Source organism: Nesterenkonia flava (genome assembly GCF_031432335.1).
Taxonomy (GTDB): domain Bacteria; phylum Actinomycetota; class Actinomycetes; order Actinomycetales; family Micrococcaceae; genus Nesterenkonia; species Nesterenkonia flava.
This window is the reverse complement of sequence record NZ_JAVKGT010000018.1, coordinates 35,743-60,463: the sequence shown is the minus strand read 5'-3', so window position 1 is coordinate 60,463 and position 24,721 is coordinate 35,743. Positions and strand designations below refer to the sequence as shown.

The window sequence follows — 24,721 nt, the reverse complement described above, 5'->3', positions numbered from 1 at the left end:
TGACTCTCCTTCAGGACCTACATAACGGCCCTGCCACTAAGTCTGACGCGCGACACTGGAAGGTGCCACGTTCAGTCGCTGTGCGATGTCACGGACTCGAATCGTCTGCTGCTCGACCAGAATGTCCAGCACGTCTAATGCATGGCTGACTGAGGTGATGGTATACGGCCATTCCTGGGTAGAAGTGTTGCGCATACCAGAACATTAACGCGGATGTGTCATGCGTCACATGATTAGTTGGCAGGGTGTCCCTCATGTCAACCAAACTCCGTGTACTGGCCTTGGGGGCGGCGGCAAGTGTGTTGCTGGTTGCCTGCTCCCAAGAGCAAAAAGAGAACACATCAATCGAAGTGGTCGATACCGCCGGCATGCCTTCAGCATTTCTGCAATATGGAGTGGACCGCGGGCACTTTGATGATGTTGGTGCAGAGGTCTCCGTTGAACCCTCCTCAAGCGGTGCAGCCGCGATCCCTGTTCTTATCAGCGGTGATGTGCAGTTCGCCGGTTCTGATGCTGTCAGTGGACTCGTCGCTGCCGATAGAGGACTTCCCGTGCTGATCGCGGCTGGTGGTACGCGTACCAGTGATGAAGCGGAGGAGGATTTCGCCCGAGTATTCGTGCGCGCTGGCAACGACGAATTCCACAGCATCGAGGATCTGGGGGGAGCCACTTTTGCGGTCAACAGCTTGGAGAACGTCAACGACTTTGCGTTGATGACTGTGCTTGAGAAACACGGAGTGGACACCTCAGCGCTGAAGTTCATCGAGCTGGGCTTCCCGGAGATGGCACCGGCGCTGGAAGCCGGGGATGTCGATGCAGCCCTGATGATTGAGCCTTTCGTCACCATGGCGTTGGAACAAGGATTTGACCCAGTTCTGAGCCCTTATGTGGAATCCCGGCCGGAGCTCATGATCGGTCTCTATCTCACCTCTGAAGAGTTCGCTGAGGAACACCCCGACATCGTAGAAGCCTTTCGTGATGGAGTGGCCGCTACGGCTGCAGACATCGCGGAGGATCCAGACGCATTCCGGGAAGCCCTTCCAGGTCTATCTGAGATCGAATCCGGGCTGGCCCAGCAAGTCCGGCTCCCGCAGTGGTCCGGTGAGGCGGACAGGGAGTCCCTGGCATTCACCTCGGACCAGATGCTCCGCTTCGGCATGCTCGATGAGCCTTCTGAGCTCGACCACCTACTGATTCTGGACTGATCCCTCAAACTCCTACCCAACCCACACCTTTGGAGGAAAACTGTGCCGATTGACCCCAATCCCGGATACCGACGCATTGCTACAGAGGAGGCCTGGGCTGTCCCGGAGATGTACGAGGTCTACAAGGAGATGCTCACTGAATACCCGGAAGACGCCCCCGGCGTCATGAGCCTGTTGGGATACTACGTGCTCGGCTCGGGGGAGCGCCCCGAGTTCATGCGTCGCCGTATGACGGACACCGAGACCATCCGCCTGGACGAGATGCGGGCTTCGGGAGTTGACCACCAGATCCTTTCTCTGACCGGACCAGGTACCAACCCGTTGCCCCCTCGCAAGGCCAAGGCGCTAGCTCGTACCGCCAACGAACAGCTTGCTGAGGTCGTTCGCAGATACCCCACCGCATACTCGGGACTGGCCGCTGTGGCGTTCAGTGCCGAGGACGCCGGTGCCGGAGAGCTTGAATACGCCGTGAAAGAACTGGGACTCAAAGGCGCGGTGATGAACACCCATGTCCGGGACCGCTACACCGATACTGAAGAGTTCTTCCCCTTCTTTGAAACGGCTGAGGCGCTCGGCGTGCCGGTCTATCTGCACCCCAGCGCTCCGGCGTCGGGCCTCTTTCGCCGTTACTACGAACGTGGACTCGACGGCTCCATCTACGGGTTTGGGGCAGATACGGGTCTGCACCTGCTTCGGTTGATCGTCTCCGGCATCTTCGAGCGATTCCCCAGGCTCAAGATGGTGGTGGGTCACCTCGGGGAGGCGATCCCGTTCTGGATCAACCGTATTGACTACATGTACGGCAAGCAGATCGCCACCGGTCGCTACCCGCACGTGAAGCCCCTACCCATGAAGCCCCTACCCATGAAGCCCTCCGAGTACCTACGGCGTAATATCTGGGTCACCACATCCGGCATGCCCTGGACTGACGACGTTATGTATGTGCGTAAGAAGATGGGCGCGGATCGTGTGATGTATGCGATGGACTATCCCTACCAGTACGAACCCTCTGAGGTGGAGGAGCAGGACTCGCTGCCGATCAGCGACGAAGAGAAGTTCGAATTCTTTGAAGGCATCGCTACTCGTGTCTTTGATCTGAAGCTGGCGTGACCTCTGGAAGAGACGGTGGTTTCTGTCCAGGGCCAACGGGGTGTGCTGCGCACAAAAATCTGGAGAGCCGGAGCTCACCGCAGCACTCAGGTGAAGACGGTTACCCGGGCCCACCCCGGGCACGCGATTCACCGGTGAAGCTCCGCAGCCGGACCTGGGGGGGATTTCCGTCAGGTCGAGCTGGGCGGACGCCACATCCCGATGGCGGGGCTGGTGCCATAGGCGGGGATGACGCCGCGTTCGTGAAAACCGAACTTGCGGTAGTAGGGCAGATTGTCCGGACTGGAGGACTCCAGGTACACCCCGACGCTCTCGGCATCGGCGTGGGCGAGGCCCTGGCGGATCAGGGCTGAGCCCACGCCTCGCCCCCGGGCCTCGGGCCGGGCGCCGATGAACGCGAGGAACCAATGAGGTGCCTTGGGGTGGTGGGCGTGGAAGGCCCGGGCGTTGCGCAGCGCGTCCGGCAGGCGCGAACCGTAGACACGCGCCTGAGTGACCAGGTGCGTCAGAGCAGACAGCGGCGGCGTCTTAGACGTCGGAGGCTCCCATACCGCCACACCCAGGGGCGGGACACTGCTGTCCTCAGAATCCACCGCCAAATACACGTGGCCGCTGCCGCGCAGGGCGCTGCGCACGCCGGAGCCGAACAGGCGCCGCAGCTGCCCTGCGGTGTCGCCCGTGGGCAACGACCCGGTCATATGAGGATCAGCAAGGAACGCCTGCACCAGGGTTTCGGCGGCGCCGTCAGCGTCGGCCGGTGCCGCAGGTGTGATCAGAACATCGGAAGAAGGTGAACTGCCCATAGTCCGACCCTACCGGTGGGGGTTCAGCGATGTCAGGGGTGAGGATGAGTCCACCGCAGCCATTTCTCGCGTCAGGGAGCGCGCAGCTGGAACGGCGCCGGTTCACTCGGCACGCCATTGATCTGCAGGGAGACGGCATGCTCCCCGGGGTAGTAGCGTCGCGTGGAGATCTGCCGGAAGGAATGGGCCTTCTCCATGCGCAGCTCCTCCCCGGGTGACAGGGTCCGCGTGGTGAGCTTGAAGGTCTTGGCGCTGAGGCTCCCGTTGGCCCGCTGGTGGTGGATCACGTAATCCACCACCAGCTGCGCGGGCTCGCTGCCCGTATTGCGTACTGCCGCCCGCAGGGTGACGACGCCGCCCCACGGCACCTCATCCGTTGACAGATGAGGTCCGTCCACCTCCACCTCAGCGGGCCCGTAGCCCAGCAGTTCCAGCGCCCCCGGGTGCCCCTTCTTGATCAGGGTGCGAAGGCCGTGGCGGACTACCCAGGCCGTGTTCTCATCCGGTTCCGCAAGCCAACGACGTGCGGTACCGACCACCAGCTCCGGGACATCCCGGCTGAGATCGTTGAGATGGTTGGCCACCGAGCGCCGCACGTAGTCGCTGGAATCCCTGTACAGAGCGTCCAGGAGCGGAACGGTCACCCCGGGGCTGTCCGTGATGCCGGCCACCTTTACCGCCCAGGGCAGGTACGGCCGGGTGCCTTCGCTGGCTAAGCGGCGAACGTGCTCATCTGGCGAGGTCGTCCAGTCAAAGACGATCTCCAGCGCCCGCGCCAGATCGTGGCGCAACAGCGTCCGGATGGCGAACTCAGAGGTGAGCCGACCCGTGAGCTCGGCCAGGAGCGCCAGCGCGTCATCGAACGCCGCCGGCTGTAGTCCTGAGGCGTCGTCGTCCACTGCGCGCAGTGCCAGAGCGCTGGTCACGGGCCAGACCATCCACCCTGTGAGGCTCGAAGGATCGCTCACGCCGGTGCGCACTACTGAGGCTAGCTCCCAGTAGTCTCCGGGAATATCGGCCAGGAGTGCATCTCTCAGATGATCCGCACGCTCCCGCAGGGAGAGACCCTCTAAGGTCAGCGCGGCGCGGGGGAGCGCGGTCAGTTCAATGTTCTCCGCGGCTTCCCCTACGACACTCACCAGGCGTTCTGCCACCTCGGAGCCCAGCAGCTCATCGGCGGAGGGCATGTGCGCCTCGGTGGTCAACAGTGATCATGGAAGAATCCTAAGTCCAGGGCGGTGAGGCGCTCGTCACAGGGGCGTCGACTTAGGTGCGCCTTGCTGGCGGCTTAATTCTGAATAGGTCAGAATAGAGTCATGAAATTGGACGCCGGAACCCCTGGTGCGACTGCCGAGGCAGCCCGCGAGTCAGACGGCTCCACCCGCGAGCGAGTGCTGCAGCTCGTGGTCGAGGAAGGCCCTATCAGCGCCGCGGCGCTGGGCCGCAAGCTCAACCTCACCGCCGCAGCAGTGCGCCGACACTTGGATGCGATGACCGATCAGGGCATCGTTGAGGTGAAGAACGTCACCACTCGCAAGCGCGGGGCCGGACGGCCTTCCCGCCGCTATGTGCTGTCCTCGCGTGGTCAGCGCGTGCTGGGCGACGACTACCTGAACCTCGTCCGCTCCGCACTCTCGGTGCTTGAGCAGCACACCGTCGGAGCCACCGAGGTGGAGAACGACGGCGTGGGCGCTGGAGACGAGGGCAGTCGCGACTCCGAGGCTGCCCGCGCCCTGGCGCGCGAGTACTTTGCGCGATTCGAGGCTCGGCACGAGTCTGAGCTGAAAGGCCTCGAGGACCTCGATGATCGCACAGAGAAGCTGGCGGCCCTCTTCAACGCCGAGGGATTCGCCGGATTCACACGTTTGGTCGGCCGGGACAACCCCCTGCTGGCCATGCAGTCCACCCAGCTGTGCCAAGGCCATTGCCCCATCCGGGAAATAGCTGCGGCCCATCCGGTGTTCTGCGAGGAAGAGACCGCGATGATCTCCCGACTGCTGGAAGTTGATGTGCGGCGGCTCTCCACCCAGGCGGCAGGAGCACATGTGTGCACCACGCACGTCCCCGTCGGACGCGAGAAGCTCGCCGCAGAACGTCGAGCACGTGCCGCCGGCCGCACCCCACAGACCACCGGCCCAGGCCGGAAGAGAATCGTCATTTCCCCCCGTCAACAAGAGAGGTTGTCATGACCGAGCAGATCCAGAAGACAGAGGACCCGGGGGTCATCCAGGAAGTCCTCGATGCCAACCCCGAGCTGAACGCCATCGGCGCCTATGAGTACGGGTGGGCCGACAAGGACGACGCCGGCGCCAACGCCAAGCGCGGACTCGACGTAGAAGTCGTCGAGGATATCTCCGCCAAGAAGAGCGAGCCCGAGTGGATGCTGAAGCTGCGCAAGAAGGGACTGAAGTACTTCGAGCGCAAGCCCATGCCCACCTGGGGCCCCGATCTCTCCGAGATCGACTTCGACAACATCAAGTACTTTGTGCGCTCCACCGAGAAGCAGGCCCAGACCTGGGAAGACCTGCCCGAGGACATTCGCAACACCTACGAGCGGCTGGGTATCCCGGAGGCTGAGCGCGAGCGCCTGGTGGCCGGTGTGGCCGCCCAGTACGAGTCCGAGGTTGTCTACCACCAGATCCGCGAGGACCTGGAGGAGCAGGGTGTCATCTTCATGGACACCGACACCGCGCTGAAGGAGCACCCCGAGTTCTTCGAAGAGTACTTCGGCTCCGTGATCCCGGTCGGCGACAACAAGTTCGCCGCGCTGAACACCGCAGTGTGGTCCGGAGGCTCCTTCGTGTACGTGCCCAAGGGCGTCCACGTCGAGATCCCGCTGCAGGCCTACTTCCGCATCAACACGGAGAACATGGGTCAGTTCGAGCGGACCCTGATTATCGCCGACGAGGACTCCTACGTCCACTACATCGAAGGCTGCACCGCGCCCATCTACAACACCGACTCCCTGCACTCCGCTGTGGTGGAGATCGTGGTGAAGAAGAACGCCCGCGTGCGCTACACCACCATTCAGAACTGGTCCACCAACGTCTACAACCTGGTGACCAAGCGCGCCGTGGTCGACGCCGGCGGCACCATGGAGTGGATCGACGGCAACATCGGCTCGAAGGTCACCATGAAGTACCCGGCCGTCTACCTCACCGGTGAGCACGCCAAGGGCGAGACTCTCTCCGTGGCCTTCGCCGGGGAGAACCAGCACCAGGACACCGGCTCCAAGATGGTGCACATGGCCCCGAACACCTCCTCCTCGATCGTGTCGAAGTCTGTGGCCCGCTCCGGCGGCCGCGCCTCCTACCGAGGTCTGGTTCAGGTCAACGCAGAGGCCAAGAACTCCGCTAACTCGGTGGTCTGTGATGCTCTGCTGGTGGACACGATCTCCAAGACAGACACCTACCCCTACATCGACATCCGCGAGGATGACGTGACCCTGGGGCACGAGGCCACCGTCTCCAAGGTGTCCGAGGAGCAGCTGTTCTACCTGATGTCCCGCGGCCTGGCCGAGGACGAGGCCATGGCCATGATCGTGCGCGGCTTCATCGAGCCGATCGCTCGTGAGCTGCCCATGGAGTACGCCCTGGAGCTCAACCGCCTCATCGAACTGCAGATGGAAGGCTCGGTCGGCTAAGTCCGACAGGCCTCACCGCACGACGACGACGTCGCCTCCCCGGTCTGTGTCAGGTCAGCCACCGCTGGCCGGCACAGAGCGGGGAGAGCGTGCGTGTCTCCGCGGTGCCCGCGACCCGCATACTTCACCGAAATCTCACAGACAGATAAGGGACGAGAAACTGATGACGAATACTCCCGCTGAGCAGGCGGAGAAGGTTGCCGGAGTAGAGGTCGGCGAACGCCGCATCTCCATTCCGGGCATGACCGAGGAGGGCGAGAACCTCGCCGCCGCAACCAACGCCGCCGCTGATCACTCCCACGGCGGGCTGGGCGAGTCCAAGGACCTGAAGTCCGGCTCGGGATCCCGCGCCAACCGCCGCACCGGCTTCGACCTCGAGAGCTTCCCCGAGCCGACCGGACGCGAGGAGGAGTGGCGCTTCACGCCGCTGAAGAAGCTGGCCGGCGTGCTCAGCGACGCCCCCACCGTGGACGAGACGGTCACCTACGAGGTCACCGCCGAGGACGCCGTCGTCGTCTCCTCCCTCGCTGAGGGCACCGCGCCGCGCAACTCTGTGCTGCAGCCGGCCGACCGGGCCGCCGTCGTCGCCTCCAAGAACGCCCCGGAGGCGCTCTACGTGCAGGTACCCGCAGACGCCGAGGTGGCAGACCCCATCCGTGTTGACATCACCGGAAACGCTGCCGGACAGCGCGCCAACAGCCACATCGTGCTGGAGGCCGGTCCCCACTCCAAGGCTGTCTTCGTCATCGAACACCGCGGCAGCGCCGACTTCAACGGCAACGTCGAGGTCATCGTGCGCGACGGTGCCGATGTGAAGGTCATCTCCCTGCAGCGCTGGGAGGACGACGCGATTCACGTGGGCCAGCACGACGCCGAAGTCGGCCGCGACGCCAGCTACAAGCACGTCGCAGTGACCCTGGGCGGCTCCGTAGTGCGCCTGAACGCCAACTTCCGCTACGCCGCCGAGGGCGCCGAGGCAGAGATGTACGGCCTGTACTTCGCCGACTCCGGCCAGCACCTGGAGCACCGGACCTTCGTGGACCACAACTCCCCGCGCAACACCTCCAACGTGCTCTACAAGGGCGCCCTGCAGGGAGAGTCCGCGCGCACCGTGTGGATCGGTGACGTTCTGATCCGCAAGGCGGCTGAAGGCACCGACTCCTACGAGAAGAACCAGAACCTGGTGCTCACCGACGGTGCCCGTGCTGACTCGGTGCCCAACCTGGAGATCGAGACCGGTGTCATTGAGGGTGCCGGACACGCCTCCTCGACTGGCCGGTTCGACGAGAACCACCTGTTCTACCTCATGGCACGCGGCATCCCCGAGAAGGAGGCCCGCCAGCTGGTGGTCCGCGGCTTCCTCAACGAGATCATCCAGAAGATCGGCGTGGAGTCCATCGAGGAGTCCCTGCAGGAAGCTCTCGAAAACGAGCTGCAAATCCACGGCCACTAAGCCCGCATCCTTCGCCGGGCTGGACGGCTCGGCACCCCACGACCTGACTGACGAATTTTCAAGCAAAGGACACGCGAAGAATGTCTACTCTCGAGATCAAGGACCTGCACGTCTCCATCGAGACCGACCAGGGCACCAAGGAGATCCTCAAGGGCGTCTCCCTGACCATCAACTCCGGGGAGAAGCACGCCATCATGGGCCCCAACGGCTCCGGCAAGTCCACTCTGGCCTCCACCATCGCGGGCCACCCCCGCTACGAGGTGACCTCTGGCTCCATCACCCTGGACGGCGAGGACGTCCTGGAGATGGAGGTCGACGAGCGCGCACAGGCCGGCCTGTTCCTGGCGATGCAGTACCCCGTCGAGGTTCCCGGCGTCACCATGACCAACTTCCTGCGCACGGCTAAGACCGCGCTGGATGGCGAAGCTCCCAAGCTGCGCACCTGGACCAAGGAGGTCAAGGACGCGATGGAGCAGCTCAAGATCGACGCCGACTTCGCCAGCCGCAACGTCAACGAGGGCTTCTCCGGCGGTGAGAAGAAGCGCGTGGAGATCCTGCAGCTGGAGCTGTTCAAGCCCAAGTTCGCCGTGCTGGATGAGACCGACTCCGGCCTGGACATCGATGCCCTGCGCATCGTCTCCGAGGGTGTGAACCGCGCACACGATGCCAACAACATGGGCACCCTGCTGATCACCCACTACACCCGCATCCTCAACTACATCAAGCCCGACTACGTCCACGTGTTCGTGGACGGCAAGGTCGCTGAACAGGGCGGACCCGAGCTGGCCGATGAGCTCGAGGCCAACGGATACGACCGCTTCCTGGCCGCAGCAAAGGCCTGATCGCCCACGTGTTTGATCCGCAGAGCATCCGGGCTGACTTCCCGCTCCTGAACCGCAGCGTCAGGGGCGGGAAGCGCCTGGTGTACTTGGACACCGGCGCCACTTCGCAGAAGCCTGCCGCTGTGCTGGAGGCCGAGAAGCGCTTCTACGAGTGCTCCAACGCTGCCGTGCACCGTGGCGCCCACGAGGTTGCCGAGGAAGCCACCGAGGCCTACGAGGCCGCTCGGGGTGCCGTAGCCGAGTTCGTCGGCGCCGACTTCGGTGAGATCGTCTGGGCTAAGAACGCCACCGAGGCCCTGAACCTTGTGGCCTACGGGTTCCTCAATGCGACTCTGAACCATCGAGCTGGCCGCGGCGACGCCGAAGCCAGGCGTTTTGTGCTTCAGCCCGGTGACGAGATCGTGGTGACCGAACTGGAGCACCACGCCAACCTCGTGCCCTGGCAGGAGCTTGCCGCGAAGACCGGTGCGACGCTCCGTTGGATCTCCGTGACCCCGGAGGGACGCCTGGCCCCCGAGACCTTCAGCGTCATCAATGCGCGGACTCGGATCGTGGCCTTCACCCACGCCTCTAATGTGACCGGCGCGGTGTCCCCGGTGGCCGAGATTGTGCGGCTCGCAGCAGAGCACGGGGCCTACACCGTGCTCGATGCCTGCCAGTCCGCCGCGCATATGCCGGTGAACTTCCGAGAACTGGGCGTGGACTTCGCCGCGTTCTCCGGGCACAAAATGCTCGCACCCACCGGAGTGGGCGCCCTCTACGGACGCCGTGAGCTCCTGGAGGCGCTGCCCCCGTTCCTCACCGGCGGGTCCATGGTGGAGATCGTCACCATGGAGGAGACCACCTTCATGCCCCCGCCGCAGCGGTTTGAGGCCGGAACACAAATGGTGGCGCAGACAGTCGGCATGCACGCCGCGGTCGACTACCTCAGCGGACTGGGAATGCAGAACCTCGCCGCCCATGAAGACACCCTCGCCCAGCAGATGCTGGACGGGATGGCTGACATCCCCGGAGTGCGCGTGCTGGGTCCCCTGGACGCCACAGACCGGCTTGCCGTGGTCGCCTTCGACGTTGACGGTGTCCATCCCCACGACGTCGGGCAAGTGCTGGATGACCAGGGGGTAGCCGTGCGAGTGGGTCACCACTGCGCCCAACCCGTTCACCGGGCCTTCGGCGTCCACGCCTCCACCCGAGCATCCGCGGGGATCTACACCAGCGCGGACGACGTGGAGGCGTTCCTCGCCGGTCTGCACACAGTCATCGAGTTCTTCGGGGTGAGTGGCCGATGAGCAGCGCCATGGAACAGCTCTACCAGCAGGTCATCCTTGACCACTCCCGGCAGCGCTCCGGCGAGGGCGAGCTGGAACATCCCGACGGGGAGTCCTTTCAGGTCAACCCCACCTGTGGTGACGAGTGCCGGGTCAAGGTTGCTCTGGAGGGTGACACCATCACCACGCTGGCATGGTCCGGCCGCGGATGCTCCATCTCCCAGGCCTCCCTATCGATCATGCACGAGATGCTCGAAGGACACAGTCTCACCGAGGCGGAGGACCTGGGAGAGACCTTCCGGGAACTCATGCACGGCCGCGGCAAAGAGCTGTCGGCACCGAAGCAGGAGAAGCTTGAAGATCTCAGCGCCTTCACAGGCGTGGCTCGCTACCCGGCTCGCATCAAATGTGCTCTGCTGGGATGGATGGCCTTGCGAGATGCGTTACTCCAAGCGCAGTATGGACACAAGGAAGGAGCGGCCGAATGACTGACACCGCGACACAGACTCCACTGGAGGACATCGAAGAGGCCCTGAAGGAGGTCATTGACCCCGAACTGGGCATCAACGTGGTCGACCTGGGGCTGCTCTACGGCCTGAACTACGCCGAGGACGGAGCGCTCATCATCGATATGACGCTCACCACGGCAGCCTGCCCGCTCACTGACGTGCTCGAGGAGCAGGTTGGTCAGCACATCGGCACCATGGTCGACGAGTGGCGCCTCAACTGGGTGTGGATGCCGCCGTGGGGCCCCGAGAAGATCACCGACGACGGCAAGGAGCAGATGCGAGCCCTGGGCTTCAACATCTGAGTTCTCCCGGACGCGGGCAAAGCCCGGGTCCTCTCGGCCGACTAACGTCGGCCTTTACGCCTGAAGTACTCCCGGACGCGGGCAAAGCCCGGGTCCTCTCGGCCGACTAACGTCGGCCTTCACACCTGATGAAGTGAGCCCCTTCGGCTCACGAGCGCAGGGCGAGCCTGCGGTAGCGAGCAATCGCCGCCGCGGGCTCGTCGTCTTCTACGAGCCTGCCGTGGTCGAAGACCAGTACGCGCTGGGCCGCGGCGGCGAATTCCAAGTCGTGCGTGGCGTAGACCAACGGCACCTCTAATTGGAGGAGCCGACGCTGAAACTCCGCCGCATTGCGCAGGTCCAGAAGCGTCGTGGGCTCATCGGCGAGCACCAGCTCCGGCTCCGCCGCGAGGACCCCGGCCAGCGCGACCTTCTGCCGTTCACCGGATGAGAGCTCATAGACGCTGGAGTCAACGCGATCCGCCAACTCAAGGGACTCCAGGATCTGCATGACCCGGGCTCTGCGCTCCCGGCGTCCCGACGTCGTCGTGCGCAGGGAGAAGTCAATGTCCTCGCCCACGACCGGCATGATCAGCTGAGCCGTGGGATTGGCGAAGATGAAACCCGATGTGGGTGCCTCCGGGGAGAAGGACACCGTGCCAGAGGTCGGCTCAGCCAAACCAGCGATGAGCCGCAGCAACGTTGACTTTCCGGACCCGTTGGCTCCGACGACCGCCACCACCCTCTCCGAGATGCTCACACTGGTGGGGTGCAGGATCCTGCGCCGCTCACCGGTGGGCGTGTCTACGTCGAGGCATACGTTGCTGAGGGAAATGCGTAAGCTCTTCACGCCGGTCAGCGTAGCGGAGCGACCGCTGCAGCGCCCTTGTGCACTGTGTACTAGGGTCGGATGGTTCGCTGATAGACCCTGAGGATCGGGCGCAGCGCCAGAACCACGCCGCTGAAGGCGAAGACAGCCCCGGTGACGTCGTAGAGCGACAACGCGCCCACCACAGGCTCCCCCTGACCTGCCGTGAGCAGAATCGCGGCCGTGATCAGGGAGGCTACGGCCACCGCGGTGCTGATGGCGTCGTCCACCAGGCTCCTCAGCCAGTGCCGGTCCGAATCGTGCCCGAAAGGACGCGCATCGATGGTCAGGCGCCCTTGTGCCAACGCCGAGCTGACCTCCTCAACGCGCATGGGCAGGCGCCTGGCTACGGCCGTGGCCACCGCGGAGGACCCCAGCGCCTGTGCGGCCAGGCGCCCCGGGGAGTTCAAGCGCCGCATCATCGAGTGCATCCGGGACCGGGCAGCCTCCAGCAGCGACATGTCCGGGTTCAGCAGCTGCAGCGAGGACTCCACGGCGCCGAGACTGCGGAAGGCCGCCGTGACACCCAGGGGAATACCCACACCGAAGTCCCTCGCCAGCTCGAACAACCGGGCAAAAAGGCCGGCGTCCAGCTCGGCGGTCCCCTGAACCAGGGCGATCTCCCGGCCGATGGCCCGCTGCAGCTGCGCCTGATCCACCTCGTCCGGCACGTCGAAGGCGAGGATGAAGGCGTTGGTGGCCGTGACGGCGTCGTCGTGGACGATCGCGTAGATCAGGGTAGCCAGCACCTGGCGAGCCTCGGAGTCCAGAACCCCGATGGAGCCGAAGTCCAGCAGTCCCAGGCGCCCGTCCTCCAGCAGCATGATGTTGCCGGGGTGAAGATCCGAGTGGAAGACGCCTTTGATGAAGATGCCCTCGATCAGCACATCCACCAGGTTCTCGGCCAGCCGAGCGCGGTGCTCGGCCGACAGGGCTTCTACCCGCTCCCGAGCCGAAGTCAGGGGCACCCCGTCGAGCTTAGTGACCACCAGCACCCGGGAGGTGCTCAGTTCAGGCACCGGGGTGGGGGTGACGATATTCCGCACTCCTGACAGCGCAGCCTCCACTGCCCGGGTGTTGCTGAGCTCCTGCCGGTAGTCCAGCTCCTGCCGCACGGACTCCATGAGCTCATCGATGATGGAGGTCACCGACATGTTCCGGGCCCAGTCGAAGCGGTCCTCGGCGATGAGTGCTGCCTGGTGCAGTACCTCGATGTCATCGCGAACCTGCCGACGCGCCTCGGGACGCTGTACCTTGACGACCACGTGCTGGCCCTCCTGAGTCACGGCCTCGTGGACCTGAGCCACGGATGCCGCGGCCAGCGGCGTATGGGAGAAGCTGCGGAAGAGAGACTCCGGCTCGGCGCCGAGCTCCGAGCGCACCACCTCGGTGACGACCTCGTCGGAGAGGGGAGCAGCATGGGTTTGGAGCCGGGACAGGGCGGTGGTGAGATTTTCCGGCAGCAGATCGTGCCGGGTGGAGAGCATCTGACCGAGCTTCACGTAGGTCACGCCCGCGCGGTTGATGGCCGTCACCAGGGATTCGCTGAACTCCTGGTGTCGAGGACCCGTCCGCAGCACATGGGAAAGACCTGAGGAGGACATGATTCTGGTCAGCTGTGCCAGTCGGCGAGCCCGCCGCGCCCGGTGATAGCTGCCGCGGACCAACTGGGTCAGCGAGGGAACCGAGGCGGTAGGAGCCAGGGCCTCCATCACCACGAGCATCAGCACCGCGGCCACGTGCAGCCACAGCACCATCAGCAGCGCCGTGACGAAAAGCGGTCCGGGAGCGCTGACGAGACTGCCGTCGTCGTCGAGGATCCCGAACCGGTCAGCGAACAACAGGCCCAGGGGCCAGAGGCTCCCTACGGCCACCACACTGGCCACTACGGTTCGCGGCAGGCTCGTGCGGGCGCCCAGCACCCGCCGGGCCGAGAGCGTCAGCACACCGGTCATCACCAGTGCGGCGAGGATCACGGTCACCACCACCACGGGCTGCGGCATGTCTGACTCCTTAAGTTCGGTAGGCTTGTCCGGTCCCCGTCAGCCTATGGAGAGAAGCTGAACCTCCCGTGATTAATGTGTCCAATCTGGAACTGCGAGTCGGCGCGCGCCTGCTGATGGATGAGGTGAACTTCCGCGTCGACTCCGGGGACAAGATCGGTCTGGTGGGCCGCAACGGCGCCGGCAAGACCACCATGACCAAAGTGCTGGCGGGGGAGACCCAGCCCACCGCAGGCACCGTGGAGCGCCGGGGGACCATCGGCTATCTGCCCCAGGACCCCAAGGTCGCCAACATGGAGCAGCTGGCGCGCGAGAGGATCCTCTCCGCGCGTGACCTCGACCAGGTGATCACTCAGATGCGCCGGGCCGAGGAGGATATGGCCAGCGACGACGACGCCGTACGCAGCAAAGCCGTGAACCGCTACAGCCGCCTGGAGGCCGAGTTTCAGGCAGGTGGCGGCTACGCCGCGGAGTCTGAAGCCGCCACCATCTGCGCGAACCTGGATCTGCCCGACCGGATTCTCAACCAGCCTCTGCATACGCTCTCAGGTGGTCAGCGCCGACGGGTGGAGCTGGCCCGGATTCTGTTCTCCCAGGCCGATACTTTGCTGCTGGATGAGCCCACCAACCACCTCGACGCCGACTCCATCACCTGGCTCCGCGAACATCTGAAGACCTTCCCCGGCGGGGTGCTGATGATCTCCCACGATGTGGAGCTGGTGGAGCAGACGGTGAACAAGGTGCTCTACCTGGATGCCATGCGCCAGACCGTGGACGTCTACAACATGACGTGGAAGAAGTACCTGGCCCAGCGCGAGCAGGACGAGGCTCGTCGCAAGCGCGAGTTCGCCAACGCGGAGAAGAAAGCCTCGGCCCTGCGCGCCCAGGCGGAGAAGATGAAGGCGACCGCCACCAAGGCGACGGCGGCCCAGTCCATGCTCAAGCGCGCCGAGCGCATGATGCGCGGAGTGGAGGGCGAACGTCAGGCCGACCGCGTGGCGAACATCCGCTTCCCCTCCCCGCAGCCCTGCGGCAAGACGCCGCTCATGGCCGAGGGGCTGTCAAAGTCCTATGGCAGCCTCGAGCTGTTCACAGGTCTGGACTTGGCGATCGACCGCGGTTCGCGGGTGGTCATCCTGGGCTTCAACGGTGCGGGCAAGACCACGCTGCTGCGGATGCTTGCCGGGGTGACTCAGCCGGATTCCGGAACGGTGATTCACGGTCATGGCCTGAAGCTGGGCTACTTCGCCCAGGAGCACGACACCCTGGACACCGAACGGTCGGTGCTGGAGAACATGAAGACTGCGGCGCCGTTCCTCAACGACACCGACCAGCGCAAGATTCTGGGCAGCTTCCTGTTCTCCGGCGACGACGTCAACAAGCCTGCGGGTGTACTCTCCGGCGGTGAGAAGACCCGACTCGCGCTGGCCACCCTGGTGGCATCCAGTGCGAACGTCCTGCTGCTGGATGAGCCCACCAACAACCTCGACCCCGCCAGCCGCGAGGAGATCCTGGCCGCTCTGCGGACGTACGAGGGTGCCGTCGTGCTGGTCTCCCACGACCCCGGCGCGGTAGAGGCGCTGGATCCGGAGCGAGTCCTGCTGCTGCCCGACGGCGTCGAGGATCTTTACACCAAGGACTACGAGGACCTCATCACGCTGGAATAGCCGCCGGTATAGGGTGCGGTCATGAAGCCCCTCACAGCATGGCACCTGCTCTCCGGTCCCCGCGGGCGCCGGTTTCTGATGGAGTTCGCGCGCACGTCCGAACAGCTCCTTCGCAACCCAGATGACCGGCCCTTTCACGAGGCGGAGTTCTGGGGCTCTTATCGGATGCAACCCCCAGGGGCCGCGGGGATGCTGTTCGGCACGGGCTCGGAGTCTCCGCCGACCGTCACCCCCGCAGAGGTGGCCCGCGCCCTGGACGCTGTCCCGCTGCTGGAGGCCAATGAAGAGAACCTGCGTCCCGGCCTGGCGGATGCGGCGGCGCTTGCGCGGTACTGGCAAGTACCGGACGGGACCGATGCTCTGGCTGCCACCGACGAGCTGCGCGAGGCATTGCACCGCGTAGCCGAGCACGTGGTCTCCTCGCCCGAGGCCCAGCGCTGGGTACAACCGGTGCAGCTGCAGGACCAGCATGTCGTCCACTGGGAGGGGGAGCGCGCACCCTCCGTGCTGGCCGACGTCCCGGCCGCCCTCGAGGCCTGGCGCCACGAGGCGCTGAAGGCGGAGGTGCGGGACAACCAGCCGCAGTACCGGAAGATCACGGCCGGTGTCAGCGGCGAATGGTGGTCCTTCCCCTTGACTCAAGGCCATTCGCTGCTGACAAGCACCGCGAGCTTCAGCGACGGGAGCCCTGCCGGGCTGTGGTGGGTCGAGGACCCCTTCGACTGGGAGGCGGCCACCACACGGGGTCTCGAGCTTCCCAGCGCAGCTGCTGGCCTCAGGATCCTGGAGATCACCGGACCAGAGGTCTGGGCGGGACTGTGCTGGCGATATCCCCTGGAGGTGACCTACCAGAAGCGGCACGACTGGTACCGGACCACAGGCCGCGAAGGTCGCTGGATCATCCCCGACTGGTACCAGGTAGCTCAGGACTACGATGCGGTGCACCTGACCACAGCCTGCTATGTCCAGGCGGCGGGCACGGCGATCCCAGTGGAAGTCTCGGGCGCATCAGCCCAGGCAGAGGGCGCCGAGTACGCCAGCGTCATCGCCGGGTGGCACCCTGACCAGACCTACTGGTTCACCTCACAGCTCGCCCTCAGCGATCGGGTACGATCCTGGGTGCTGGACGGCGATGGCCCAGTGACGCGCTGGCTTCCCTCATCGTAGAGGCGAGGCAGCTTTGCCGCGGGGCTCACCGGGAGCGGGTCAGGTGCTCCTCGACCCAGGCGTCTTCGAGGTCCTCATCGTTGAGCTTGCCCTCCCGCAGCCGCTGTGCGCGCTTGGCTTCGCGCAGGCGGTCACGGTGGGCGGTGCCGGCAGCCTCGTGCTGGCCCTCGGTCTGCTCTTCCAGGGCCTCCAGGTCGCGATTGCGGGCATGCAGCCGGGCCGCGTAGCCCCACCCGACAAAGCCCAGCAGGCCAAAGGCGATCCACTGCATGGAGTAGGAAAGATGCGGTCCCTCGTCCAGGGAGGGGCGTGGCAGCTGGCTGGGGGCCTCCGCGGGTGCAGGGCTCTCCTCCGCCATGAGTCCGTAGGCGCCCGGGACCAGGTCGTAGCCCACCTGCGAGGAGTACTCTTGCAGGTCGATCGAGGCGAGCTGCCCCTCAGGAGCGTCACGGTTGATATCGGGCTCGCCGAGCTTCAGCCGCATGACCAGCTCCACCTCGCCGCTGGGAGGCTCCGGGTTGAAGGCGGGCTGGCCGCCGTCAGTGCTGCTGGTGGGCAGCCATCCGCGGGACACCGCCAGGACGTCGCCGGTGCTGGCCTCACGGAAGGGGACAACTTGCTCGTAGCCTACGCGACCGCTGTGCGGTCGGTTGCGCGCGAGACGGTAGTCCTCGGAGAGGTACTCACCACGCAGACTCACCACGGTCCACTCATCGGCGGCGTCGGGTGCGCGGAACTGCTCCCGGGCCTCGGCGTAGGGCACGGGATCCTCGTCGTAGTTGGCCACGACGCGGTTGATCTCCTCCAGAGCGTGTTCGCGCCGGTCCAGCTGCCACTGGCCCAGGAAGTAGCAGGCCACAGCGAACAGAGCGCACACGGCGAGCCAGCCCATCCACGTGGGGGACTTCAGGAAGCTGTACCGCTGCCTCATCCGTGGTCTCCTTCAGAAGGTGCTGACTGCGCAGGCTCTAGGGGCTCAGTGCTGCGCCAGAACAGGCGTTGGCGCAGGAAGTTCTCCAGCCACTGCCGGTGCTCGGGACACCCTAACCAAATTTTTCGACGCTCGGGGGTGTGGATTTTCGGGTTGTTCCACAGAATCTGCCACTGGGCGGGCGCACGGCAGCCCTTGCGTGAGCATTCGGGGACCTCCGGGCCGGAGGACTGGGCGCCGAGTGAGCCGAGAAGATCCATCAGTGCTCCCTCCTACTCGTCTTGGGCTCGTCTGGACCGTCTCCGGGTTCTGTCCCGGCCGGCGGCGGCTGCGCCGACTGGTCCTCGGCGATGACTTCACCAGAGATGACTTCCGGTGCCTGCGGGGTGGGGGAGTCGACGTCGTCGTCCTCCTCCCACCATTGGCGTGGCTCGTCCGCGGGCTCTTCGTGCCCGGTGGTCAACTGAGTGCGGGCCTCAAGTCCCTCGGCCTCGCGCTTGAGCGTGTAGCGCTCACCGCCTGCGTTGGCGTCGACCACCGCGACATAGGGCAGCACCACCGCCCCGACGATGAAGGCAAGAGCCCACCAGGACTCCCACACCACACCGACGACGACGGCAAGGATGAAGCAGACCAGGCGGATAGACATGGAGACGGTGTAGCGCACCATGCGTCCGCGCTGTTCGTCACTGTGCTTCACGGGGGCGTCCGTGATGGAGTGAACCTGCTCGGCCATCACTACATTCTACGCCCCCGAGAGTGACTTCTACGCTTGGTAGAAGTGGGCTTCGTCGCGTGGTGACGCGCGGGTAGAGACCCGGCTCGCGTAGGGTGGTGGGCGAGCAAGCGGCCCCCAAAGCGCGGGCCTGCGCAGACCTTTTAGTCCTTGAGACCACAGGAGAAGCATTGAGCGGACGATCAGTTCTGATCACCGGCGGCAACCGCGGCATCGGCCGCGCGATCGCCGAGGAGTTTCTGGCCAACGGCGACAAGGTCGCCGTCACCACCCGCAACGGAGAGGCGCCGGAGGGTGCGCTGGGCGTTGCTGCCGACGTCACCGACTCTGCCTCAGTTGATGCGGCCTTCAAGCAGGTGGAGGAGGCCCACGGGCCGGTTGAAGTTCTTGTGGCCAACGCTGGGATCACCCGCGACACTCTGCTGCTGCGCATGAGCGAGCACGATTTCACCGATGTTCTCGATACCAACCTGACGGGCGCCTTCCGCGTGCTTAAGCGCGCCTCCAAGGGAATGCTGCGCCTGAAGAAGGGCCGCGTGGTGCTCATCGGTTCGGTGGTGGGTCTCTACGGCTCCCCGGGGCAGATCAACTACTCCGCCTCGAAATCCGCGCTGGTGGGCATGGCCCGCTCCCTGACCCGCGAGCTGGGCGGACGCGGCATTACCGCCAACGTGGTGGCTCCGGGCTTCGTGCGGTCGGACATGACCGATGCTCTGGATGAGGACACCCAGAAGAAGTACCTGGAAAACATTCCCGCCGGACGCTTCGCCGAAACCGATGAGGTGGCCCGCGTGGTCCGCTGGATCGCCTCCGAGGAGGCCGGCTACATCTCTGGTGCCGTCATCCCGGTGGACGGCGGCCTCGGCATGGGTCACTGACCCCCCCCCAGAACTCCCATTGATCTGGTACGTCCGGGGACTCCCGGCGCTGAGGCGCCGGTGCTCGCCGGCCCGCGTGCCGCACGCAGAAAGAGGACACACATGACTAAGGATCTTGAGGGCAAGGGCGCGGTCATCACCGGCTCATCCCGGGGAATCGGTGCCGCGACCGCTCAGCTCATCGCAGCCCGTGGTGCCGGCGTCGTCGTCAACTATCGGGCCAAGGCACCCCGCGCCAACAAAGTGGTCAAGGGCATCGAGGAGGCCGGCGGCCGGGCGGTGGCCGTAGGAGCCGACCTCACCGAGGACACCGGAGCTAAAACGCTGGTGGACGCTGCTGTGGAAAACTTCGGCTCGCTGGACCTGCTGATCCTCAACGCCTCCGGCGGCATGGAGGCTGACCGGGGTGAGGACTACGCGCTCAAGCTCAACCGCGACGCTCAGGTCAACATGGTCAAGGCCGCGCTGGAAGTGATGCCCGCTGGCTCGCAGATCGTCTTCGTCACCAGCCACCAGGCACACTTCATCAATCAGACGGCCACGATGGACGCCTATGAGCCCGTGGCGCGCTCCAAGCGTGCCGGCGAGGACGCCCTGCGCGAGATGGTCCCACAATTTGACGAGAAGGGCATCACCCTCACTGTCGTCTCCGGCGACATGATCGAGGGGACGATCACCGCAACCCTGCTGGACCGTGCGCAGCCGGGCGCGATCGAAGCGCGGCGTGAAGCCGCAGGCAAGCTCTACACCGTCGAGGAGTTCGCCGCGGAGATTGCCTCGCTAGTGAATAAGCCCGGCCTGGAACAGGCCCATACCGAGCTGGTGGGCGGTGCCGAGGACTTCCTCAGCCGCCAGTAGCCGATGTGTTCATCCGCGACCGTTCGCTGACGAAGCCCCGGGATCCTGGTAAAGGCCCGGGGCTTCGCCATGCGGTCAGCTCAGCAGGATGAGACCGGTGGGGACGGCCAGCAGCCCCAGGGCCAGAAGAACGACGCCGGCGAGGGAGCTTCTGCTCAGCCCTGGTCTGGGAACCAGAAGCCGCTGCAGTCGCGCGGTGGTGATCAGTACCCCGGTGGCGCCTGGGGTGGCGGCGAGCGTCTCGGCGGGAGCGGACTGCGAGGCGCTCTCAGTGCTGCTCTCCGGGGTGCTCAGGGCCAGGGATCGTAAGAGGTCATCGCGGGTGTGCTCACGTAGGGCGCCGTCGTCGGCGAGCATCTCCGTCAGTTCCAGCACGGCCTCGCGTCCGTAGCGGGTGGTGGGCAGCCACGGCAGGGCCCGGTACCAGGCTTCGAAGGCCATGGTCAACAGATGGTGGCGCTGCTGCAGATGGGTCCGTTCATGGGCGACGACGGCCGCCAGCTCCTCGCGCGTGAGCTGCTCCAGCAGCCCGCGGGAGAGCACCGTGACCGAACTGGCGTGGGTGCGCCCCGGAAGGCAGTAGGCCAACGGTGCATCGTGCTCGATGATATGAGCCTCGGTCAGCGGGCCGAGCTGGCGCACGTCTGCGCCTGATTCAGGGGGAGTGGAGAGCAGGTGCACCAGCTGACGGTGGCGTCGTCGTGCCGAGAGCACCCGGAGGTAGGTGCGGGCCAGGGTCAGCAGCAGATGGCCGGCGAGAAGCACGGCCAAGCAGAGGGCGAAGAGATGCACGGGGTGGACATTGTGCTCGTCCAGCGCCGAGAGGTCTTCCGTGGTGACGAGCGAGACTGCGGTGATGGTCGCATCCAGGGGTGAGTCGCCGAAGGGGGAGAGGCCGAATATCAGGGGCGCCCCGATGAGGGAGAGGCCACCAGCCAGAGCGATCGCCTGCCAGAGCAGCATGGCAGCCCAGGGCGAGCGTGCCCGGAAACGTGCCTGGTGCAGCAGCTTGGGCACCGGCACGGCGAGGGCCGCAGCGAGAATGGCGAGAAAGAGTGCGAGGGGTTCCACTGGAGCACCAGCTTACCGCTCGCCCGGGCGGGTGTGCCGACAGAGAGTGTGCCGAAACTGTAACGAGCAGCGCCGATCCTGCCCTTTTGCTGCAGTTTGAGCACACTCTGCCGTGGGCGGGCTTCAGGCGTGAAGGTCCGCGTCAGCGGATCGGGAGCCGCGGGGTCAGGGCCCCGTGCGGCCGCGTGAGCCGGGGTGCGGGCCACCTCGGGGAGAGCGGGTGCTACATGTCCGCGCCGCGGAACTAACGCTTCAAGGCGTGAAGGTCCGCACCAGCGGACTGGGAGCCGCGAGGTCAGGGACCCGTGCGGCGGCGTGAGCGGGGGTGCGGGCCACCTCGGGGAGAGGGGGCGCGACATGTGCGCGCCGCGGAACTAGCGCAGAATCTTGCGGAGTGCGGCGGCCTCGGAGTCGGAGACCCCGCCGATGAAACGTGCCAGGACGGCCTCACGATCAAGAGCGGTGCCGAGGACCTCATTGAGCATCTCGACCGTGTGCTCCTCACGGGAGGCGGTGGCTGAGTAGCGGTGGGGGCGGGTCGAACGCTCGCGGCGGACCATGCCCTTCTTCTCCAGACGGGACAGGACGGTGAGCACCGTGGTCACGGCCAGGCCCTCATCGAGCTGGTCGCGCACCTCATTGGCGCTCAAAGACGCTCCGCCGTCCCACAGCAGAGTCATCACCGAACGCTCAAGATCGCCGAGACTGGCCATCGCGCCTACTCCTTCACACTCACTAACGATGCTCCGGTATCACCCGGTGCATTACTACGATACGCCGATCAGCGCAGTTCTTCTACGTTGTGTAGTAAAGCGTGTCGGAGATTACGGGCGTGTGACGAGCGTCTGCGAGAGCACCTCCGGACTGGAGGCCACCGCGTCGATGCCCTGCTCCAGCGGCACGCCGGAGGCGTCACGACGTGACATCTCAGCGGGCACCGTGCGGGCGGAGCCGTTCTTGGCGGCAGCCATAGGCGGTGCGAGGACTGCCCGGCCCAGGCTCAGGTGGTCTTCACCGCGCAGGAAGCGGTGGGCCCGGACGCCTCCGGTCGCCCGGCCTTTGGACGGGAATTCCGAGAGGTCGCTCACTTTGATGCTGCCGGCTTCGAGGCCTTCCAGGGCTTCGCTTCCTGCCGCTACGGTGACGACGACGGCCCCGGCCTCCTGTTCCGCTGCGGCTGCTGGGATGACGGAGAACCCAATCACCGCGTCGTCCTCGGAGAGCTTCATGCCCGCCACACCCGAGCCGGTCCGGCCTTGGGGGCGAACGAGGGCAGCGTCGTAGCGCAGCAGCTGGGCGCCGCGGGAGACGAAGACCAGCTGGTCGGCGTCGTGCGCGGCAATCTCTACGGCGATCACCGCGTCCTTGTCCTTGAGCGTGATGACCTCCCAATCGTCACGGTTCAGGGGGTACTCCGGGTTCACGCGCTTGACGCGTCCCTCCCTGGTGGCCAGAGCGATCACCGTGTCTAGGGGGACGAAGCCCACGAGCTCCTCGCGCTTGTCCAGGGTGAGGAAGTCCTTGACCTTGGTGCCCTGATTGAGGTTCACGCTACCTGAGGCGACCACCAGGGCGGGCATATCGACTACCGGTACGCGGATCATGCGTCCGGCGGAGGTGACCGCGCCGATCTCGCCGCGGGCAGTGGTTGCCACCAGCGACTGCAGAGCGTCATGGCGGGAGCGGCGCCCCGGGTGCACCAGCCCGGAGCGATCAGTGGTTCTGGCGAGCATGCCGGAGGTCGACAGCAGTGCCCAGCAGGGGGCATCAGGGATCTGGAGAGAGGTGCCGGCGTCGTCGGCCTTGGCGGCCGCGGCAGGCGCCGTCGGCTCTACAGCTTCGGAGTCCAGCAGCTCGGTCCGGCGGTCGTCTCCGTACTTCTCCGCGACGTCGCCGAGCTCATCCGCGACCACCTCACGCAGGCGGGACTCCGACTCCAGGATCGCGGTGAGCTCCGCGATCTCCTCCTCCAGGCGCTGCTTCTCCTGTTCCAGCTCAATGGTGGAGTAACGGGTCAGCTGCCGCAGGCGCAGCTCCAGAATGTGCTCGGCCTGGGGGTGGGAGAGGTCAAAGATGCTCATCAGCCGCTCGCGCGCCGTGGCGGTGTCCTCGGCGGCACGGATGATCTGGATGACTTCGTCGATGTCGAGGATCGCCACGAGCAGACCTTCGACCAGGTGCAGCCGGTCGCGGCGCTTACCCAGCCGGTAGGAGGTGCGGCGTCGCACCACATCGATCCGGTGGTCGACGTAGACCTGCAGCATCTCCAGCAGACCCATGGTGCGCGGCTGGCCGTCGACCAGAGCCACATTGTTGATGCCGAAGGAGTCCTCCAACGGTGTGAGGCGGTAGAGCTGGGCGAGCACCGCTTGTGGATTGAAGCCGGCCTTGAGCTCGATGATCATCCGCAGACCATGCTTACGGTCGGTCAGATCCAGGACGTCGGCGACGCCGGTCAGCTTCTTGGACTGCGCTGCGTCCTTGATCTTCTCAATGACCTTCTCCGGCCCCACCATGTAGGGAAGCTCCGTGACCACAATGCCGGTGCGCCGGGGCGAGACCTGTTCGATGCTCACCTTGGCCCGGGTCTTGAAGCTGCCGCGACCGGTGCGGTACGCGTCCCGGACACCGTCCAGCCCCACGATCCGGCCGCCGGAGGGCAGGTCCGGACCCGGGATGTGGACCATGATGTCCTCGAGTGTGGCCTCAGGATTCAGGATCAGATGCCGGGCCCCGGCTACGACCTCGCGCAGATTGTGCGGGGCCATGTTGGTGGCCATGCCCACCGCGATCCCGGAAGCGCCATTGACCAGGAGGTTCGGGAACGCGCTGGGCAGGACGGAGGGCTGGGTGAGCTGGTTGTCATAGTTGGCTTCGAAGTCGACGACGTCCTCGTCCAGGTCCGCGGTCATGGCCGTCGCAGCGGCGGTCATGCGTGCCTCGGTGTAACGCGGGGCCGCCGGGCCGTCGTCGAGTGAGCCGAAGTTCCCATGTCCGTCGACCAGTGGCAGCCGCAGCGCGAAGGGCTGAGCCATACGCACCAGAGCGTCATAGATGGCCGCATCACCGTGAGGGTGCAGCTTGCCCATCACCTCGCCCACGACGCGGGCGGACTTCACATGCCCCTTCTCCGGGCGCAGACCCATCTGCGACATCATGTAGAGGATGCGTCGCTGCACCGGCTTGAGGCCGTCGCGAGCATCGGGCAGCGCCCGCGAGTAGATCACCGAATACGCGTACTCCAGGAACGAGGTCTCCATCTCCGCGGAGACGTCGATGTCGATGATGTTCTCCTCCGGAGTCACCGGAGGAGCTGAGTCGCTGGAGCGGGAGCTGGATCGGCGGGCCATAGTTGGTGGGTCAGGTCCTTGTCATCCGGGCACGATGCCACGGGGGTGGGTTGCGGGCGGAACTGCGGCTACCCTGAA

General features: G+C 65.5%; 24 protein-coding genes. 13 read left to right on the top strand and 11 right to left on the bottom strand.

The window, feature by feature from the left end:
• Positions 1–36: 36 nt before the first annotated feature.
• Positions 37–195, bottom strand: a complete 159-nt coding sequence (locus RH857_RS13680; protein ID WP_374761140.1) for a helix-turn-helix domain-containing protein — start codon at positions 193–195, stop codon at positions 37–39.
• An 86-nt stretch (positions 196–281) separates the two neighbouring features.
• On the opposite strand from RH857_RS13680, the gene RH857_RS08245 reads away from it, so the two are divergent.
• Both RH857_RS08245 and RH857_RS08240 read left to right on the top strand, forming a co-directional pair.
• A complete protein-coding gene (locus RH857_RS08245; protein WP_310537499.1) occupies positions 282–1,205 on the top strand; it encodes an ABC transporter substrate-binding protein in 924 nt (307 codons plus the stop codon).
• A 42-nt stretch (positions 1,206–1,247) separates the two neighbouring features.
• Complete coding sequence (locus RH857_RS08240) at positions 1,248–2,315, top strand: amidohydrolase family protein (RefSeq protein WP_310537498.1); 1,068 nt, start codon at positions 1,248–1,250, stop codon at positions 2,313–2,315.
• A 170-nt stretch (positions 2,316–2,485) separates the two neighbouring features.
• On the opposite strand, the gene RH857_RS08235 is transcribed toward RH857_RS08240, so the two are convergent.
• The gene (locus RH857_RS08235; protein WP_310537497.1) at positions 2,486–3,118 is read right to left on the bottom strand and encodes a GNAT family N-acetyltransferase; all 633 of its coding nucleotides are present in this window, start codon (positions 3,116–3,118) and stop codon (positions 2,486–2,488) included.
• 71 nt (positions 3,119–3,189) lie between these two features.
• Positions 3,190–4,323, bottom strand: coding sequence for a DNA alkylation repair protein (locus RH857_RS08230; protein ID WP_310537496.1), 1,134 nt, complete (start codon positions 4,321–4,323; stop codon positions 3,190–3,192).
• A 111-nt stretch (positions 4,324–4,434) separates the two neighbouring features.
• Between RH857_RS08230 and RH857_RS08225 the strand changes: the two genes are divergently transcribed.
• From RH857_RS08225 to RH857_RS08195, 7 genes are all read left to right on the top strand, one after another.
• Positions 4,435–5,307, top strand: a complete 873-nt coding sequence (locus RH857_RS08225) for a helix-turn-helix transcriptional regulator (protein ID WP_310537495.1) — start codon at positions 4,435–4,437, stop codon at positions 5,305–5,307.
• On the top strand, positions 5,304–6,761 hold the full coding sequence (gene sufB / locus RH857_RS08220; protein ID WP_310537494.1) for a Fe-S cluster assembly protein SufB: 1,458 nt from the start codon (positions 5,304–5,306) through the stop codon (positions 6,759–6,761). Before RH857_RS08225 ends, sufB begins: the two co-directional genes overlap by 4 nt.
• A 241-nt stretch (positions 6,762–7,002) precedes the next feature.
• A complete protein-coding gene (gene sufD / locus RH857_RS08215; protein WP_374761141.1) occupies positions 7,003–8,214 on the top strand; it encodes a Fe-S cluster assembly protein SufD in 1,212 nt (403 codons plus the stop codon).
• A gap of 80 nt (positions 8,215–8,294) precedes the next feature.
• The gene (gene sufC, locus RH857_RS08210; protein ID WP_310537492.1) at positions 8,295–9,056 is read left to right on the top strand and encodes a Fe-S cluster assembly ATPase SufC; all 762 of its coding nucleotides are present in this window, start codon (positions 8,295–8,297) and stop codon (positions 9,054–9,056) included.
• A gap of 8 nt (positions 9,057–9,064) precedes the next feature.
• The gene (locus RH857_RS08205; RefSeq protein WP_310537491.1) at positions 9,065–10,345 is read left to right on the top strand and encodes a SufS family cysteine desulfurase; all 1,281 of its coding nucleotides are present in this window, start codon (positions 9,065–9,067) and stop codon (positions 10,343–10,345) included.
• Between the two features lie 8 nt (positions 10,346–10,353).
• The gene (gene sufU, locus RH857_RS08200; RefSeq protein WP_310537490.1) at positions 10,354–10,812 is read left to right on the top strand and encodes a Fe-S cluster assembly sulfur transfer protein SufU; all 459 of its coding nucleotides are present in this window, start codon (positions 10,354–10,356) and stop codon (positions 10,810–10,812) included.
• Positions 10,809–11,135 (top strand): metal-sulfur cluster assembly factor, encoded by a 327-nt coding sequence (locus tag RH857_RS08195; protein ID WP_310537489.1) that lies wholly within the window; start codon positions 10,809–10,811, stop codon positions 11,133–11,135. Before sufU ends, RH857_RS08195 begins: the two co-directional genes overlap by 4 nt.
• A 148-nt stretch (positions 11,136–11,283) precedes the next feature.
• Here RH857_RS08195 and RH857_RS08190 read toward each other — a convergent pair whose 3' ends face one another.
• Both RH857_RS08190 and RH857_RS08185 read right to left on the bottom strand, forming a co-directional pair.
• Complete coding sequence (locus RH857_RS08190; protein ID WP_310537488.1) at positions 11,284–11,964, bottom strand: energy-coupling factor ABC transporter ATP-binding protein; 681 nt, start codon at positions 11,962–11,964, stop codon at positions 11,284–11,286.
• Between the two features lie 50 nt (positions 11,965–12,014).
• Entirely contained in the window at positions 12,015–13,985 is a 1,971-nt protein-coding gene (locus RH857_RS08185) for an ABC1 kinase family protein (RefSeq protein ID WP_310537487.1), read from the bottom strand.
• 68 nt (positions 13,986–14,053) lie between these two features.
• On the opposite strand from RH857_RS08185, the gene RH857_RS08180 reads away from it, so the two are divergent.
• Together RH857_RS08180 and RH857_RS08175 are read left to right on the top strand one after the other, a co-directional pair.
• On the top strand, positions 14,054–15,652 hold the full coding sequence (locus tag RH857_RS08180; protein WP_310537486.1) for an ABC-F family ATP-binding cassette domain-containing protein: 1,599 nt from the start codon (positions 14,054–14,056) through the stop codon (positions 15,650–15,652).
• Between the two features lie 21 nt (positions 15,653–15,673).
• Complete coding sequence (locus RH857_RS08175) at positions 15,674–16,819, top strand: hypothetical protein (protein ID WP_310537485.1); 1,146 nt, start codon at positions 15,674–15,676, stop codon at positions 16,817–16,819.
• Between the two features lie 25 nt (positions 16,820–16,844).
• Here the strand turns inward: RH857_RS08175 and RH857_RS08170 are convergent, their stop codons facing one another.
• From RH857_RS08170 to RH857_RS08160, 3 genes are read right to left on the bottom strand one after another with little or no spacing between them, the layout of a single operon-like run.
• Positions 16,845–17,750, bottom strand: coding sequence for an SURF1 family cytochrome oxidase biogenesis protein (locus tag RH857_RS08170; RefSeq protein WP_310537484.1), 906 nt, complete (start codon positions 17,748–17,750; stop codon positions 16,845–16,847).
• Positions 17,747–18,010 carry an acetone carboxylase gene (locus tag RH857_RS08165; protein WP_310537483.1) on the bottom strand — a complete coding sequence of 88 codons (264 nt, stop codon included), beginning with the start codon at positions 18,008–18,010 and terminating at the stop codon, positions 17,747–17,749. Before RH857_RS08165 ends, RH857_RS08170 begins: the two co-directional genes overlap by 4 nt.
• Positions 18,010–18,486 (bottom strand): DUF3099 domain-containing protein, encoded by a 477-nt coding sequence (locus RH857_RS08160; protein ID WP_310537482.1) that lies wholly within the window; start codon positions 18,484–18,486, stop codon positions 18,010–18,012. Before RH857_RS08160 ends, RH857_RS08165 begins: the two co-directional genes overlap by 1 nt.
• Before the next feature lie 170 nt (positions 18,487–18,656).
• On the opposite strand from RH857_RS08160, the gene fabG reads away from it, so the two are divergent.
• On the top strand, positions 18,657–19,364 hold the full coding sequence (gene fabG / locus RH857_RS08155; protein ID WP_310537481.1) for a 3-oxoacyl-ACP reductase FabG: 708 nt from the start codon (positions 18,657–18,659) through the stop codon (positions 19,362–19,364).
• Positions 19,365–19,466: 102 nt separating this feature from the next.
• A complete protein-coding gene (locus RH857_RS08150; RefSeq protein WP_310537480.1) occupies positions 19,467–20,222 on the top strand; it encodes an SDR family oxidoreductase in 756 nt (251 codons plus the stop codon).
• A gap of 75 nt (positions 20,223–20,297) precedes the next feature.
• On the opposite strand, the gene RH857_RS08145 is transcribed toward RH857_RS08150, so the two are convergent.
• The 3 genes from RH857_RS08145 to RH857_RS08135 form a co-directional block, all read right to left on the bottom strand.
• A complete protein-coding gene (locus tag RH857_RS08145; protein WP_310537479.1) occupies positions 20,298–21,293 on the bottom strand; it encodes a M56 family metallopeptidase in 996 nt (331 codons plus the stop codon).
• Positions 21,294–21,667: 374 nt separating this feature from the next.
• A complete protein-coding gene (locus tag RH857_RS08140) occupies positions 21,668–22,006 on the bottom strand; it encodes a BlaI/MecI/CopY family transcriptional regulator (RefSeq protein WP_310537478.1) in 339 nt (112 codons plus the stop codon).
• 111 nt (positions 22,007–22,117) lie between these two features.
• Positions 22,118–24,643, bottom strand: a complete 2,526-nt coding sequence (locus tag RH857_RS08135) for a DNA gyrase/topoisomerase IV subunit A (protein WP_310537477.1) — start codon at positions 24,641–24,643, stop codon at positions 22,118–22,120.
• Between the last annotated feature and the right edge of the window lie 78 nt (positions 24,644–24,721).

Bases quoted from the DNA above. Each gene is read 5' to 3' on its own strand.
- RH857_RS13680 (WP_374761140.1), bottom strand. From the start codon at position 195: ATGCGCAACACTTCTACCCAGGAATGGCCGTATACCATCACCTCAGTC.
- RH857_RS08150 (WP_310537480.1), top strand. From the start codon at position 19,467: ATGACTAAGGATCTTGAGGGCAAGGGCGCGGTCATCACCGGCTCATCC.
- RH857_RS08175 (WP_310537485.1), top strand. From the start codon at position 15,674: ATGAAGCCCCTCACAGCATGGCACCTGCTCTCCGGTCCCCGCGGGCGC.
- RH857_RS08160 (WP_310537482.1), bottom strand. From the start codon at position 18,486: ATGGCCGAGCAGGTTCACTCCATCACGGACGCCCCCGTGAAGCACAGT.
- RH857_RS08140 (WP_310537478.1), bottom strand. From the start codon at position 22,006: ATGGCCAGTCTCGGCGATCTTGAGCGTTCGGTGATGACTCTGCTGTGG.
- RH857_RS08195 (WP_310537489.1), top strand. From the start codon at position 10,809: ATGACTGACACCGCGACACAGACTCCACTGGAGGACATCGAAGAGGCC.
- RH857_RS08170 (WP_310537484.1), bottom strand. From the start codon at position 17,750: ATGAGGCAGCGGTACAGCTTCCTGAAGTCCCCCACGTGGATGGGCTGG.
- sufC (WP_310537492.1), top strand. From the start codon at position 8,295: ATGTCTACTCTCGAGATCAAGGACCTGCACGTCTCCATCGAGACCGAC.
- RH857_RS08235 (WP_310537497.1), bottom strand. From the start codon at position 3,118: ATGGGCAGTTCACCTTCTTCCGATGTTCTGATCACACCTGCGGCACCG.
- RH857_RS08135 (WP_310537477.1), bottom strand. From the start codon at position 24,643: ATGGCCCGCCGATCCAGCTCCCGCTCCAGCGACTCAGCTCCTCCGGTG.
- sufB (WP_310537494.1), top strand. From the start codon at position 5,304: ATGACCGAGCAGATCCAGAAGACAGAGGACCCGGGGGTCATCCAGGAA.
- sufD (WP_374761141.1), top strand. From the start codon at position 7,003: ATGACCGAGGAGGGCGAGAACCTCGCCGCCGCAACCAACGCCGCCGCT.
- sufU (WP_310537490.1), top strand. From the start codon at position 10,354: ATGGAACAGCTCTACCAGCAGGTCATCCTTGACCACTCCCGGCAGCGC.
- RH857_RS08165 (WP_310537483.1), bottom strand. From the start codon at position 18,010: ATGGATCTTCTCGGCTCACTCGGCGCCCAGTCCTCCGGCCCGGAGGTC.
- RH857_RS08225 (WP_310537495.1), top strand. From the start codon at position 4,435: ATGAAATTGGACGCCGGAACCCCTGGTGCGACTGCCGAGGCAGCCCGC.
- RH857_RS08185 (WP_310537487.1), bottom strand. From the start codon at position 13,985: ATGCCGCAGCCCGTGGTGGTGGTGACCGTGATCCTCGCCGCACTGGTG.